Source organism: Pantoea sp. X-Soil-MYKO-1289 (assembly GCF_059730625.1).
In genome coordinates, this window is sequence record NZ_AP036004.1 from 634,718 (window position 1) to 649,100 (window position 14,383).

At 57.7% G+C, this 14,383-nt stretch carries 10 protein-coding genes and 1 tRNA gene; 6 read left to right on the forward strand and 5 right to left on the reverse strand.

Translation table 11 applies throughout. From position 1 onward, the window contains the following. The first annotated feature begins 50 nt into the window (after positions 1–50). The 5 genes from deoC to mrdA all read left to right on the forward strand — a co-directional run bounded on the left by deoC (position 51) and on the right by mrdA (position 6,448). Positions 51–830: a deoxyribose-phosphate aldolase gene (gene deoC / locus AC6I7Z_RS03130; RefSeq protein WP_497813109.1), complete on the forward strand. Its 780-nt coding sequence runs from the start codon at positions 51–53 to the stop codon at positions 828–830. 59 nt (positions 831–889) lie between these two features. After that, positions 890–2,227 (forward strand): thymidine phosphorylase, encoded by a 1,338-nt coding sequence (deoA, locus tag AC6I7Z_RS03135; protein WP_497813110.1) that lies wholly within the window; start codon positions 890–892, stop codon positions 2,225–2,227. A gap of 182 nt (positions 2,228–2,409) precedes the next feature. Beyond that, positions 2,410–3,633: a phosphopentomutase gene (gene deoB, locus AC6I7Z_RS03140; protein WP_497813111.1), complete on the forward strand. Its 1,224-nt coding sequence runs from the start codon at positions 2,410–2,412 to the stop codon at positions 3,631–3,633. A 34-nt stretch (positions 3,634–3,667) separates the two neighbouring features. Next, positions 3,668–4,381: a purine-nucleoside phosphorylase gene (deoD, locus tag AC6I7Z_RS03145; RefSeq protein WP_033752378.1), complete on the forward strand. Its 714-nt coding sequence runs from the start codon at positions 3,668–3,670 to the stop codon at positions 4,379–4,381. A gap of 189 nt (positions 4,382–4,570) precedes the next feature. Then, positions 4,571–6,448, forward strand: coding sequence for a penicillin-binding protein 2 (gene mrdA / locus AC6I7Z_RS03150; RefSeq protein ID WP_497813112.1), 1,878 nt, complete (start codon positions 4,571–4,573; stop codon positions 6,446–6,448). A 58-nt stretch (positions 6,449–6,506) separates the two neighbouring features. Here mrdA and AC6I7Z_RS03155 read toward each other — a convergent pair whose 3' ends face one another. Further along, on the reverse strand, positions 6,507–7,829 hold the full coding sequence (locus AC6I7Z_RS03155) for a methyl-accepting chemotaxis protein (RefSeq protein WP_497813113.1): 1,323 nt from the start codon (positions 7,827–7,829) through the stop codon (positions 6,507–6,509). Positions 7,830–8,023: 194 nt separating this feature from the next. Here AC6I7Z_RS03155 and AC6I7Z_RS03160 point away from each other — a divergent pair. Beyond that, positions 8,024–8,099: transfer RNA gene (locus AC6I7Z_RS03160), tRNA-Phe, on the forward strand. Between the two features lie 139 nt (positions 8,100–8,238). Here AC6I7Z_RS03160 and AC6I7Z_RS03165 read toward each other — a convergent pair. The 4 genes from AC6I7Z_RS03165 to AC6I7Z_RS03180 form a co-directional block, all read right to left on the reverse strand. Beyond that, the gene (locus AC6I7Z_RS03165) at positions 8,239–9,294 is read right to left on the reverse strand and encodes a type VI secretion protein ImpA (RefSeq protein WP_497813114.1); all 1,056 of its coding nucleotides are present in this window, start codon (positions 9,292–9,294) and stop codon (positions 8,239–8,241) included. A 66-nt stretch (positions 9,295–9,360) separates the two neighbouring features. Continuing rightward, positions 9,361–10,413 (reverse strand): type VI secretion protein ImpA, encoded by a 1,053-nt coding sequence (locus AC6I7Z_RS03170; protein ID WP_497813115.1) that lies wholly within the window; start codon positions 10,411–10,413, stop codon positions 9,361–9,363. Further along, positions 10,413–11,915 (reverse strand): hypothetical protein, encoded by a 1,503-nt coding sequence (locus tag AC6I7Z_RS03175; RefSeq protein WP_497813116.1) that lies wholly within the window; start codon positions 11,913–11,915, stop codon positions 10,413–10,415. Before AC6I7Z_RS03175 ends, AC6I7Z_RS03170 begins: the two co-directional genes overlap by 1 nt. Continuing rightward, positions 11,867–14,344 (reverse strand): type VI secretion system Vgr family protein, encoded by a 2,478-nt coding sequence (locus tag AC6I7Z_RS03180; protein ID WP_497813117.1) that lies wholly within the window; start codon positions 14,342–14,344, stop codon positions 11,867–11,869. The genes AC6I7Z_RS03175 and AC6I7Z_RS03180 overlap by 49 nt, the downstream gene beginning before the upstream one ends. Between the last annotated feature and the right edge of the window lie 39 nt (positions 14,345–14,383).

Below are 14,383 nucleotides of genomic sequence, written 5' to 3' on the forward strand. Positions count from 1 at the left end.
TATCACATTATACCGGCGCTTCCGCGTCTGTTTGTTATCTGGAGAACAACATGACTGACATTACCGCCGCCGCGCAGCGCGCGCTGCAGCTGATGGATCTGACGACCCTGAACGAAGACGATACCGATGAGAAGGTGATCGCGCTCTGCCGCCAGGCTAAATCGCCGGCGGGCAACACCGCCGCAATCTGTATTTATCCGCGCTTTATTCCAGTGGCGCGCAAAGCGCTGCGCGAGCAGGGCACGCCTGATATCCGCATCGCCACCGTCACTAACTTCCCGCACGGCAACGACGATATCGATATCGCGCTGGCGGAAACCCGCGCCGCCATCGCCTACGGCGCAGACGAAGTCGACGTGGTGTTCCCTTACCGCGCGCTGATCGCCGGCAACGCCCAGATCGGTTTCGATCTGGTGAAAGCCTGCAAAGAGGCGTGCGCGCAGGCTGACGTGCTGCTGAAGGTCATCATCGAAAGCGGCGAGCTGAAAGAAGAGGCGCTGATCCGTCAGGCTTCGGAGATCGCCATCGACGCAGGCGCAGACTTTATCAAGACCTCTACCGGCAAGGTGCCGGTCAACGCCACGCCGGAAGTGGCGCAGATCATGATGAGCGTGATCCGCGACAAAGGCGTGAAAGAGAAGGTGGGCTTTAAGCCGGCGGGCGGCGTGCGCACGGCGGATGACGCGGCCATCTACCTTAAGCTGGCGGACGATATCCTTGGCGAAGGCTGGGCCGACGCGCGCCACTTCCGCTTCGGCGCGTCCAGCCTGTTAGCCAGCCTGCTGAACGCGCTGGGCCATCAGACCGCCACCAGCAAAACCGGCTACTGATGACGTGACGGCGGCCGCTGGCCGCCATTCTCATCTCAACCCTGATCATGGGGGCGATTGTGTTTCTGCCGCAAGAAATTATCCGTAAAAAACGCGATGGCCAGACGCTGAGTGAAGAAGAAATTCGCTTCTTCATCAACGGCGTGCGCGATAACAGCGTTTCCGAAGGTCAGATCGCCGCGCTGGCGATGACCATCTTTTTTCACGATATGTCGCTGCCGGAGCGCGTGGCGCTCACCATGGCGATGCGCGACTCCGGCACCGTGCTGAACTGGCAGGCGCTGAATCTCAACGGGCCGGTGGTCGATAAGCACTCCACCGGCGGCGTCGGCGATGTCACCTCGCTGATGCTGGGGCCGATGGTGGCCGCCTGCGGCGGCTATGTGCCGATGATCTCCGGGCGCGGCCTCGGCCATACCGGCGGCACGCTGGACAAGCTGGAGGCGATCCCTGGCTTCGATATTTTCCCGGACGACGATCGCTTCCGCCAGATCATCAAACAGGTCGGCGTGGCGATTATCGGCCAGACCAGCTCGCTGGCGCCGGCGGATAAGCGCTTTTACGCCACGCGCGATATCACCGCTACGGTGGATTCTATCCCGCTGATCACCGCCTCGATTCTGGCGAAAAAGCTGGCGGAAGGGCTGGACGCGCTGGTGATGGACGTCAAAGTCGGCTCCGGCGCCTTTATGCCGACCTTCGAGGCGTCGCTCGATTTGGCGCAGGCGATCGTCGGCGTAGCCAACGGCGCGGGCTGCACCACCACCGCGCTGCTTACCGATATGAACCAGGTGCTCGCCTCCAGCGCGGGCAACGCGCTGGAAGTGCGTGAAGCGGTACGCTTCCTGACCGGCGCGGAGCGCAACCCGCGCCTGCTGGAGGTGACGCTGGCGCTGTGCAGCGAAATGCTCATCTCCGGCAAGCTGGCGGCCAGCGAAGAAGAGGCGCGCGGCAAGCTGCAGCAGGTGCTGGATAACGGCCAGGCGGCCGAAGTATTCGCGCGTATGGTCGCCGCGCAGGGCGGCCCCGCCGATTTTGTCGAACGTCACGAGGCTTATTTGCCGCAGCCGACGCTCAGCAAGCCGGTCTACGCCGATCGTCCCGGCATCGTCAGCAGCATGGATACGCGCGCGCTGGGGATGGCGGTGGTGGCGATGGGCGGCGGACGCCAGCGCGCCAGCGACGCTATCGACTACAGCGTCGGCCTGAGCGAGACGATCGCGCTGGGCGAGCGCGCCGACGGGCAACGTCCGCTGGCTATGGTGCACGCCAGCAGCGAGGCGAGCTGGCAGCAGGCCGCCGCCGCGGTTCGTGCCGCGGTTACGCTGAGCGACAGCGCGCCCGAGGCGCTGCCCGTGGTCTACCGTCGCGTGCGCGCCGGCGACTGCCAGGCATAAAACCCCTGACAGCGGCCGAACGAGCAGAGCGTTTCTCTTTGCGGCTGGCCGCTGTCGTTCACGACGCCGTGGCAAAAAAGCCGCGAAAATGCGGCTTTATGCTGCCGCTGCGCACTCATTCGGGTATACTGATCTGATCGCTTTTTTTTGACTTGTCACGCGCGCAGGCGCAGGAGACTTGCATGAAACGTGCTTTTATTATGGTGCTCGATTCCTTTGGAATCGGCTCAAGCAAAGACGCCGACAAATTTGGCGACGCAGGATCGGACACGCTCGGCCATATCGCCGAAGCCTGCTTTAACGGCAAAGCGGATCAGGGGCGCAAAGGCCCGCTGCATCTGCCGAACCTGACCGCGCTGGGGCTGGGTAAAGCCGCTGAACTTTCTACCGGCCGCTTCCCGCTGGGCCTCGATCCCAATGCGGAAATCACCGGCGCTTACGCCTACGCCAGCGAAATCTCATCCGGCAAAGACACGCCGTCCGGCCACTGGGAAATCGCCGGCGTGCCGGTGCTGTTCGACTGGGGCTACTTCAGCGACAAAGAGAACAGCTTCCCGCAGGAATTGCTCGACAAGCTGGTTGAGCGCGCGGATCTGCCGGGCTATCTCGGCAACTGCCACTCCTCCGGCACGGTGATCCTCGACCAGCTGGGCGAAGAGCATATGAAAACCGGCAAGCCGATTTTCTACACCTCGGCGGACTCGGTGTTCCAGATCGCCTGTCATGAAGAGACTTTCGGCCTCGACCGCCTTTATGAGCTGTGCGAAATCGCCCGTGAAGAGCTGACCGAAGGCGGCTACAACATCGGCCGCGTGATCGCGCGTCCGTTTGTCGGCGACAAAGCGGGTCATTTCGAGCGTACCGGCAACCGTCACGATCTGGCGGTGGAGCCGCCTTCGCCGACCATGCTGAAAAAGCTGGTGGACGAAAAGGGCGGGGAAGTGATTTCGGTGGGGAAAATCGCCGACATCTACGCCCAGCAGGGCATTACGCAGAAGGTGAAAGCGACCGGCCTTGACGCGCTATTCGACGCCACCATCGAGCAGATGAAGAAGGCGCCCGACCAGTCGATCGTTTTTACCAACTTCGTCGATTTCGACTCGACCTGGGGACACCGCCGCGACGTCGCCGGCTACGCGGGCGGGCTGGAGCTGTTCGACCGGCGTTTGCCGGAGCTGATGGCGCTGGTGAAAGAAGATGACATTCTGATCCTCACCGCCGATCACGGCTGCGATCCGACCTGGCAGGGCACCGAGCACACGCGCGAGCATATTCCGATTCTGATCTACGGCCCGAAAGTGAAACCCGGCTCGCTGGGCTATCGTGAAACCTTCGCCGACATCGGCCAGACGATTGCGCACTATTTTGGCCTGTCCGATATGGACTACGGCAAGAGCATGCTGTAAACAGAGCCGCTGAATTTAAAAAGGACAAACAACAATGGCAACTCCTCACATTAATGCAGAAATGGGCGACTTCGCCGACGTGGTACTGATGCCGGGCGATCCGCTGCGCGCGAAGCACATTGCGGAAACCTTTCTGGAAAATCCGGTTGAAGTCAACAACGTGCGCGGCATGCTGGGCTACACCGGCACCTATAAAGGCCGCAAAATCTCCGTGATGGGTCACGGCATGGGTATCCCGTCCTGCTCCATCTACACCAAAGAGCTGATCACCGACTTTGGCGTGAAGAAGATCATCCGCGTCGGCTCCTGCGGCGCGGTACGCGCCGACGTGAAGCTGCGCGATATCGTTATCGGCATGGGCGCCTGCACCGACTCTAAAGTCAACCGCATGCGCTTCAAGGATCACGATTTCGCGGCGATTGCCGACTTCGATATGGTGCGCAACGCGGTTGACGCGGCGAAAGCGCTGGGCGTGGACGCGCGCGTCGGCAACATCTTCTCTGCCGATCTCTTCTATACCCCGGATCCGCAGATGTTCGACGTGATGGAGAAGTACGGCATCCTCGGCGTGGAGATGGAAGCGGCGGGCATCTACGGCGTGGCGGCGGAATTCGGCGCGAAAGCGCTGACCATCTGCACCGTGTCCGACCATATCCGCACCCATGAGCAGACGACCTCTGCCGAGCGTCAGACCACCTTCAACGATATGATTAAGATCGCGCTGGAGTCGGTGCTGCTGGGCGACTAAGCCTGCGCTTGCCTGTTCCCCGCTTCGCGCTTTGCCGCGTGAAGCGGGGAGTTTCGGGCAATTTTCGTAACATTCTCACTAAATGACACACTTTTCCCGACTCCTGTGCATCTTCTTGCTGGCGCTCACCTGTTAGCTCCCTATCATTAGCGCGACAACAAAAAATAACCTGTCCGCCAATGCCGCCTAATGAATTTCCGTAATTTCGAAGCTGAAGAAAAGCTCTTCGCGCGCCGCGCGCTGGTCGCCTTTGCGCTGGTCGTTATCTGTTTCACTATTCTCGGCGTCAATCTCTACCGTTTGCAGGTGCGCGATCACGGCTACTATCAGACGCGATCGAACCAGAACGACATCAAAATGATCCCCATCGCGCCGACGCGCGGGCTAATCTTCGATCGCAACGGCATTCCGCTGGTGCATAACGTTACCTGGTACGACATCACGCTGACGCCGTACAAAATCGACGATATGCAGGCGACGCTGAAGGCGCTGACGCCGATCGTCGATCTGACGCCCGACGAGATCGACGCCTTTACCCGCACGCTGAAGCAGAGCAGCCGCTACAAGCCGGTGGTGCTGAAAGAGGAGCTGACCGACGAGGAGGTGGCGCGCTTCGCGGTAAACCAGTATCGCTTCACCGGCGTCAGCGTCGAGACCTATCAGGATCGCGAATATCCCTACGGCGCCGATCTGGCGCACGTCGTCGGCTACGTCTCGAAAATCAACGATAACGACTATAAGCGTCTCAACGCGGCGGGCATCGCCGAGAATTACGCCGCCGACCACAATATCGGCAAGCAGGGCATTGAGGGTTATTACGAGTCGCTGCTGCACGGCAAGCCTGGCTATCAGGAAGTTGAGGTGGATAACCACGGCCGCATCGTGCGCGTGCTGAAAGAGGTGCCGCCGGTAGCGGGTAAAAATATTACGCTGACCATCGATCTGCATCTGCAGCAGTACGTAGAGAGCCTGCTGGCCGGGCAGCGCGCGGCGGTGCTGGTGGAGGATCCCCACGATGGCTCGGTGCTGGCGATGGTCTCCAGCCCGAGCTACGATCCCAATCCCTTCGTTAAGGGCATCAGCTATCAGGCCTATAAAACCCTGCTGCAGGACAAAAATCTGCCGCTGATTAACCGCGTTACCCAGGGACTCTATCCGCCTGCATCGACGGTAAAACCCTATATGGCGATGTCGGCGCTGCTGTCCGGCGTCATCACGCCGCAGACCAGTTTCTACGGCGCGCCGACCTGGACGCTGCCGGGCACCGATCGCCGCTATCGCGACTGGAAAAAAAGCGGCCACGGCATGCTGGACGTCACCAAAGCGATTGAGGAGTCCGCCGACACCTTCTTCTATCAGGTGGCGTTTATGATGGGCATCGACCGTATCCACAGCATGCTTAGCCAGTTCGGCTACGGCAAATCCACCGGCATCGATCTTAACGAAGAGTACAGCGGCCTGCTGCCGAGCCGCGAATGGAAGCTCAAAGTGCATAAAAAAGGGTGGTATCAGGGCGATACGGTCTCGGTTGGCATCGGGCAGGGCTACTGGATCGCCACGCCGATTCAGATGGTGAAGGCGATGGTGGCGCTGATCAACAACGGTAAAGTTATAGCGCCGCATCTGCTGGCGAAAGCCGAGCGCGGCAAAATCGTGGAGCCTTATCAGCCGACGCAGCCGCAGCCGCAGATCGGCGATGCCCGCTCGCCTTACTGGGCGCTGGTGCGCCGCGCGATGTTCGGCATGGCCAACGCGCCGAACGGCACTGGCTATAAATATTTCCACACCGCGCCTTACGGCATTGCGGCGAAGAGCGGCACCTCGCAGGTGTTTAGCCTGAAGCAGAACCAGACCTATAACGCGAAGATGATCCCGGTGCGCCTGCGCGACCACATCTTCTATACCGCGTTCGCGCCGTTTAACAACCCGAAGGTGGCGGTGGCGCTGATACTGGAGAACGGCGGCAATGAGGGCGTGACCGCCGCGCCGGTAATGCGGCAGATCCTCGACCATATCTTCCTGCCGCCGCCAACGACGGCGCCGGTCGAGATGGCGCAGCAGCCGTAAAAGCGGCTATAGCAGGGCAGTTGCTGCGAAAAAGCCGGCGCAGGGCCGGCTTTACGCGCTACTCCAGGCTTAAGGTCTGAGTAACGTGGCTGATGGCGCGCACCACCTCCGTGGAGCTGTCGCGCAGTTCGCCGATCACGCCGCCCGCCTGCTGGGCCAGCACCACACCGTGATCGGCGCGCTTCATGTTGGAAGCGATGCCTTTCAGCGCCTTAGACGCCAGTAGATGATTCTGCTGCACCCGATTTTCAATCTCGGTAGTGGCCTGGTTGATATTGGCCGCCAGCGTGCGCACCTCGTTCGCCACCACCGCGAAGCTGCGGCCGTGGGCGCCCGCGCGCGCCGCCTCTACCGCCGCGTTAAGCGCGATCAGGTTGGTCTGATCGGCGATGCGGCGAATGCTGGCGACAATCGCGCCGATGCGGTCAGAGGAGTCGCTGAGGTCGGCGATATCGTCGGAGATGCCGTGCAGCTCGCACGCCAGCGCATTGATGGTCTGCACGCTCTCTTCAATCACGCCGGCGCCGTGTCGGGTGCTCTCGCGGGTCTGTAGCGCGGTCTGATAAGCCTGCTGCGCCGCGTCGCGCTCCTGCTGGTTTTTCTCTACCTGCGCCGTGACGTCAGTGGCGAACTTCACCACCTTATAGAGCTTGCCTTCATCATCAAACACCGGGTTATAGGTGGCGCGCAGCCAGATGGTGCGGCCCTGTTTATTTACCCGCTGGAACTGACCGGAGATAAACTCGCCGCGGTTGAGCTTTTCCCAGAACGCTTTGTATTCAGCGCTCTGACGCAGCGCTTCGGAACAGAAGCGGCTGTGCGGCAGGCCGATCACCTCGTCGGCGCGGTAGCCCATGGTTTTGAGGAAGTTGGCGTTCGCCTTGAGCACTTCGCCTTTAAGGTTAAAGGCGATAACGGCCATCGACCGCTCAATGGCGGTGGTCATGGCGCGCTGCTCCTGGGCGTCGACGATACGGGCGGTGATATCGGTCGCCAGCTTGACGATTTTCACCACGCGCCCGCTGCGATCCTGCACCGGCACGTAGTTAGCCTCCAGCCAGAGCGGTCGGCTGTGTTTCGCCAGGCGCAGGAACTTGTCGCTGAAGCTTTCGCCGCGCTTCAGGCGCAGCCAGAAGTCGCGGTAGTGCGACGACTGCACGAAATCGGCGGTGCAAAACAGGCTGTGATGCTGGCCGACGATTTCGCTCAGCGCATAGCCCATGCGGTCGAGAAACAGCGGGTTAGCGCCCAGGATAATCCCTTCTGGCGTGAACTCGATCATGGCGATAGCGTCGTTCAGCGAGCTAAGCGTGGCCGAGGAGTGCGTTTTATTTTGCCACGCAAGGCGTGACAGAAGACCTGATGAAATAGTAGAAAACATGGTGCACCTTATTATGGGTATGTAGTGTCGCTATCGTTATCGGCCAGTGCGGCGAAAAAGTAAGCGGGGTGCGGCGCGAATGCGGTTTTTTTTACCAGGTGGTCTGCTGGTTGCTATAAAACGCAGCAGTCAGCAGGCAATTTAGTGAAAAGCGTTTGACGCTGTGAGGGCATTAAGGTTTAATGCGCCCCGTTGCCCGAATAGCTCAGTCGGTAGAGCAGGGGATTGAAAATCCCCGTGTCCCTGGTTCGATTCCGGGTTCGGGCACCACGAATTAAAGAACCCAGCCTTATGGCTGGGTTTTTGCTTTTGTGCGGAAGCCGTTTGTTAAGCTATGACTACGAGAAGATGTTTGCAGAGGCCTGATGCTATGTTATCGAGCAAATCCCGAGGCTGAGGTATTACCAAATCAATCAGGCATAACGAATACGCTTCCCTTGTCATCTCGTTCCAGCAGCGACCAGCAGGCAGGGTACTTTTTGCCGTGTCTGTCCTCAAACTCCGGCAGTATCTGACCTTCTTTAGTCTGAAGATACTGCGTGGTGCCGTTAACGATGGTCGCCCAGCGCCCGGCAAAGGGCGCCGGGTCGCCGTTCCAGCGGGTAATGCGCACCATTTTTTCTTGCAGAAGCAGCTGTTCCCGCTTCGGCCAGTTATAAAGCTCTTCGGGTTTGCCCTCAGGAAAGAACCCTTCATGCGGTACATCAATATATTCACCTTCGATACGCCGGATAAGCGTCCAGCCGGTTTTAGCCCATTTAGACTCATCCCAACTATAATCCCTTTCTCCCGTATTAAGGTCTATCCAGTCGCAGCGGTTTATTCCCTGTAAGGCTGATACTGGTTCATCATAGTTGGCTGCAATAAAACGAGCAGGGGCGAAATTAATATCAGGTAAATAAATTCCACTTAGGCTTGGTGTTTCATTAACTTCGATGCGTACTGAAGTATCAATTTCATAGCGAGGGATTTTTGAGGGAAGCTCGTTTTTATATTTCAAGGTAAAATCATTATAAGTTAAGGTGCCTTCCCGCCAAGTTGCATCTAGAGTAAAAGATAGCTTTTTTTCCATTTCCGTTGCGATACTATTAAGCTTAGCTATTCTCTCACTCTCCTTTTGTGTCATCCATCCATCCCAGCAATCTGTAATGCCTTTATTAATATTGCTCATAGCGTGACCGATATTATATGCCCAAATGTCATCATGAGTGCGCAAGATAAAGGCTTTCATATAACGCTCTTTTACCGGACGTATATTCGGTAATACACGGTTTCCCCACACTATATTAGCCTGTTGCCAGAGCGGAAGCTTACGGTTGTTCTGAGGCATTTCCCGCAGGTAACGGGCAAAAGCGGCTTCATGAGCGTCAATGTAGGCAATAATCGCATCACGGGTGGCAGCAAAGTGTTTAGGGGAGATAAATTTCTCCAGCAGGTAGCATTCCTGAGGGTGTAATATGCCCATTACTTTTATACTCTGGTTCGTACAACATTGCGTTTGCAGCACATCCCGAAATAGCTTCACGACAGGTTAATCAGGCATAACGAATACGCTTCCCTTGTCATCTCGTTCCAGCAGCGACCAGCAGGCAGGGTACTTTTTGCCGTGTCTGTCCTCAAACTCCGGCAGTATCTGACCTTCTTTAGTCTGAAGATACTGCGTGGTGCCGTTAACGATGGTCGCCCAGCGCCCGGCAAAGGGCGCCGGGTCGCCGTTCCAGCGGGTAATGCGCACCATTTTTTCTTGCAGAAGCAGCTGTTCCCGCTTCGGCCAGTTATAAAGCTCTTCGGGTTTGCCCTCAGGAAAGAACCCTTCATGCGGCACATCAATGTATTCACCTTCGATACGCCGGATAAGCGTCCAGCCGGTTTTAGCCCATTCGGATTCTTTCCAGCTGTAGCTGAGTTTACCCTCACTATTAACATAATCACTTCGCAGCACTCCCTGCCAGGCTTCAGGCGGTTCACCAAAATCAGCTGGAATAAACCGTGCGGGTGCAAATTCGATGTCTGGTAAATAGAGACCTGTCTGCGCAGGGTTTTCCCCAAGCTCTATACGAACCGATGGAGCAAGTTCATAGCGGGGGATTTTGTGTGGTATATCATTAAGGGTATACACACCACTTCCAGAATAAGTTAAGTCACCTTCGTCCCATGTAGCGTCCAGAGTTGTGGATAAACGTAGATCTAACCTAAATGCTATAGTCTCTAGTTCAGATATATTTTCAAGTTCCTCCGTCGTCATCCAGCCATTCCAACATTCTGTAATGCCCTTATTAATATTGCTCATGGCGTGACCAATATTAAATGCCCGGATATCATCATGTGTACGCAGGATAAAGGCTTTGATATATCGCTCTTTTATCGGGCGTATATTCGGTAACACACGATTCCCCCATACAATATCAGGCTGCTGCCAGAGCGGAAGCTTACGGTTGTTCTTAGGCATTTCTCGCAGGTAACGGGCAAAAGCGGCTTCATGAGCATCAATGTAGGCAAGAATCGCATCACGGGTGGCAGCAAAGTGTTCAGGAGAGATGAATTTCTCCAGCAGGTAACATTCCTGAGGGTGTAATACGCCCATTATTTTTTATCCTTTGTTTCGTACCAGTTATGAATGTTTTCAAGTTTTGGTAATCCTAGGTATGGGTAAACTGGATCGTCAGAGGCATCACCATATCCCCAGTCTGTTTTCTGCCGTGCTCCGGTGTACTCTTTTTTTAGTTGTGAAGGGTCAAGTACTATCTGCACGGCTCCACCTTCAAGTGAGTACTCTGGGGCCATCTCATTAATTTGCGTGCTTGCCCGGCCTTCCCATACTTTTAATGGTTGACCAGGCGGAACGGTATAGGTAACAAACTCGCCGTTTTCATTCCACTTTTTCCATACAGCAAAACGCCGTCGCCAGTGACTTTTACTGGTTAATTTCTTAAACTCATCTTCTTGCATCCAGCAAATATTATTATCACTTGATGAAGGATCAACTACGCGATAAATAATTGTGCCTGGTTTTAGTTCAGTAGCTTTCATGGATTTATCGAACGTTTTGAACTTACTTTTCAACGACAAGTTTTGACTAGTTTCACTAATGTCAGGCCAATTTTTAGCAATGGCATCCTGATGTTTAAATTTACTTAGCGCTGGATATGCTTTTTTTCTTGCACCAACATCCACCCAATCCGGCTTCTCCCGCTTAAAATAAGCCAGCTCTTCACTGGCCCGGGCACCGCCATATAGATGAGCGTTGCTACCGACGTGAGCACGGAACGCCGTGTCACCTTCGATTCTCAAACGGTTCGCCAGATGCTCAAGAATATCGTTCAGTGGTTTAAGGGCTTTTGCCAGCATGGTATTCGCCTTACTGCGTGCCGAAATCAGCGTTTCCCATAGTGCCGCGACCGGGCGCTGTAGTGATACCGGTCCCCAGTCTGTCACGGTATCAAACAAGCTTCGGGTGACCTTCATCAGTTTGTCCATCAACTCCAGCAGTTGCGACGTGCTGAGCATCTTTTTCAACTCATCGACTTTGCCCGCCAGATAATGGTACGGGTTATAAATTCTTAACGTCCGCAGTGTGCCCTGTACCGCAGGCATATCCAGAAAACGGTTAAGCTGCGTGATACTCCCTTCCAGCAGGCGACTGTAATTTCCGGCCTTGCTCAGTTGGTTAAAGTGAATCTTACGCACCGAAAGGAACATGACTTTGGCACTGCCTTTGGCCAGCGATCCCAGCGTGGGGAAGCAACCGACAAGCGTCAGGCTAAGGCAAACCCAGGGCCAGACTTCATTATCTTTCTCTTTTATTTTCTTACAGTTAGCGATAAGGTCACGAACGTCGCAGATCTGATCCACCAGAGGGATCATGGAGATCACCGTTCCGGTAACAATTTGTCCGGTCGTCTGCTGCTCGTTAAAATCGCCCTGAAGCGTCTCCCATAGCCACTCTCCGGACGCTCTGGCTTTGTCTGCCAGTTCGTCATACCAGCTTTGTGGTGGTGGCTGGTAAAATGCCAGTGCGTGCTGAAGTTCCTGATCTATCATTCTGCTACGTCCCTGTGATGATTTTTTGCCAGCAGTGAATCCCATGGATCCCACGGCTCCTCCGGCTGCGGCGATGGCAACTGGTAGGTAACGGTCGCAGCCTCAAACGGGACGTTTTTATGCAAGGCATAGCCGTTTTCATCCAGTATGCCTGCCAGTTCGCTGCCGCCTTCAAAATGAAGGGTGTAAGGGGCCAGCGGTATAACATCACTACCGTCAAAGAAATTGAGTGCGAGATCGTATTTCCCGTCGCCTGGCAGGTAGGGCATTTTCACCACTGTCGATGCGGGTCTGGTCAGATGCGTCCGCTTTACCTTGCGGGTACAGGTCGACTCCGTGCCGTACTCGATTTTCCCCTCTTCGATTGTCAGGTAGCTGCCGCCGCCGATTAAGGTCACCTTTTTCTTGCCTGCAAACAGCATGTCGCTGGCGGAAATCAGGCTCAGCTTCTGCTCTGCCGACAGATGCATGTCTCCGTTCTGGGCCTGAATCTGCACCGGGCCTTCGCCGGCCACAACGCTGACTTTTCCTGTCCGGGCGAACAGGCCGGCTTGCTCCCCGGCCAGAATGCTGGTGTTGCCCGTCGAGCCGCTGCTGACGTCGCCTCCGGCGTTTATCCCCACGTTGCCGGCGGCCGTCATCTGCATGTGCTCCCCGCTGGTAAACGCCACGCCGGCCGGGCCGTGGAAGTGGAGCACCCCGTTCAGAGGCTTCAGGCGCTTCTCAAACATCGCTGTCTGGCTGGCGATATCCGCCTCCAGCGCCTGCGCCTGCTCTGCGGCGGCGGCAAGGGCCTGAATCTGCCGCCGGCAGATGTCGATTTCCCGCAGCGCCGTCTCCATATCCAGCACCTCACCCGCAGCTTTTTGCTGTCCGTCAGCGGTGATAAACAGCCCCTTCGCCACGCGGATAACGCCGTACTCGTCGGTGCGCAGCTCAAAGCCCGTTCCTCGCGCTTTCTCCTGCCCGTCCACGATATGTCCCTGACTGAGCTGCGTCGCCCCAGAAGGCGTGGTCAGGGCGATATGCTCTTCGCCCCGCCTGTCCTCCATGCGCAGCGCGTTCCCGGCCGCCGTTCGCAGGATGTTCTGGCTGCGGTTGTCGCGGGTCACAACGTCCTGGTGTTCTGAATCATGAAACGCATGGGCGATGTACGGGCGGTCAATATCCCCGCCCTCGTACGCAATGCCCACTTCGGTGCCGTCGGTCAGCGGCATATGCCAGCCGTACTCTTCCCCGGCGTACGGTTTCGCCAGGCGGACCCATGGGGTGTTAAACCCCGGTTCGGCGTCCTCGCGGCTGAAATCCAGCTTCACCCGGTAGCGGCCCGCGCTGTCGAGGTGGGCGCAGGCGTCGCCTTTCTCCCGGCTCCCGATGCGGGCCGGAAGCGTGCCGAAAATCTGCGGGCGGGGAATGTCGGGCGGACGAAAGCAGAACCGCTCGCTGCAGGGCATGCCCCAGACCGAGACGTGCAGGCGGGTATCGCGGGAGGCCCGAAAGGAGGCGAAGGTGATGAGGACCCCGTCCCGCAGGGCGCGGAGCGGGCAGCCCGGCGTCTCCAGCACCTGTCCGGGCGTCAGGCCGGAGGCGTTGCTGAACAGGTGCAGGCGGGCGGAGGCATTCAGCTCACGCTCATGGTGGAGGCGGGCAAAGAAAGCCCCGCTTTCCGTTTCAGGCTCGCGGTCGTCACCCGCCTCCCGGAACGGGCCGCCGTAGCGGTAATGCTCCCCGGTGGTGACGGCTTCGCTGCGCACCGCAACCGCAGAGTCCATCGGCTCTGCGGCCCGGCAGTAGCGGTAGTCCCGGGTCCGTACCCGCCCGGTGACGGTATTATGCCAGGTTCGCAGGCCCCAGACGGACTCTTCCGCCCCGTCATGCAGCCCGGCGGGCTCCCGGTACGCCTGTACAACCCCATACTGATAGCCCGTCTGGCCGTCGGCGAAGGTCACCGTATCCAGCCCGGTCACGTCGCTGGCGCCGCAGCGATACCAGATACCCGTCTCAGCCAGCAGCCGCTGAATAAACTGCAGGTCGGTCTCCCGCCACTGGGTTATCAGTTCCCGCTGCGGGTAACGCCGCTCCAGCCGGAAAGCCAGGTCAGCCCCGTCAAAGCCGTGCGTCCGCAGAATATGCTCCACCAGCTCCGGTACGGAGAGGTGCTGATACACGGCGCAGCGGCGGGTCAGGTTCAGCAGGGCGAGGCGCGAGGCCAGCGTGACGGCAAAGTGCCGCTGGTCCGCGCTGGTTCCGAGCCATTCGAGGCCGGTGATAACGCCGTGAACGGTCTTGCCGCTGCGCATGAACAGACTGGCGTATTTCATCAGCACATCGCTGGCGGCGACTTCCTGGACGGTGGTGAACTCAATGCGCCAGCAAAAGGGAGCGCTGAGGGCTTCGGTGCCGCGAAAGCGCAGCACGTCCGGGGTTACCGGACTGGCGCTGATGACAAGCGTATAGGGGGAGATCGGATCCATCCGCGTAATCCCTGAGGTAGTCAGTGAACCGAAATTGTG

Bases quoted from the DNA above. Each gene is read 5' to 3' on its own strand.
- AC6I7Z_RS03180 (WP_497813117.1), bottom strand. From the start codon at position 14,344: ATGGATCCGATCTCCCCCTATACGCTTGTCATCAGCGCCAGTCCGGTA.
- AC6I7Z_RS03165 (WP_497813114.1), bottom strand. From the start codon at position 9,294: ATGGGCATATTACACCCTCAGGAATGCTACCTGCTGGAGAAATTTATC.
- mrdA (WP_497813112.1), top strand. From the start codon at position 4,571: ATGAATTTCCGTAATTTCGAAGCTGAAGAAAAGCTCTTCGCGCGCCGC.
- AC6I7Z_RS03155 (WP_497813113.1), bottom strand. From the start codon at position 7,829: ATGTTTTCTACTATTTCATCAGGTCTTCTGTCACGCCTTGCGTGGCAA.
- deoD (WP_033752378.1), top strand. From the start codon at position 3,668: ATGGCAACTCCTCACATTAATGCAGAAATGGGCGACTTCGCCGACGTG.
- deoC (WP_497813109.1), top strand. From the start codon at position 51: ATGACTGACATTACCGCCGCCGCGCAGCGCGCGCTGCAGCTGATGGAT.
- AC6I7Z_RS03175 (WP_497813116.1), bottom strand. From the start codon at position 11,915: ATGGGATTCACTGCTGGCAAAAAATCATCACAGGGACGTAGCAGAATG.
- AC6I7Z_RS03170 (WP_497813115.1), bottom strand. From the start codon at position 10,413: ATGGGCGTATTACACCCTCAGGAATGTTACCTGCTGGAGAAATTCATC.
- deoB (WP_497813111.1), top strand. From the start codon at position 2,410: ATGAAACGTGCTTTTATTATGGTGCTCGATTCCTTTGGAATCGGCTCA.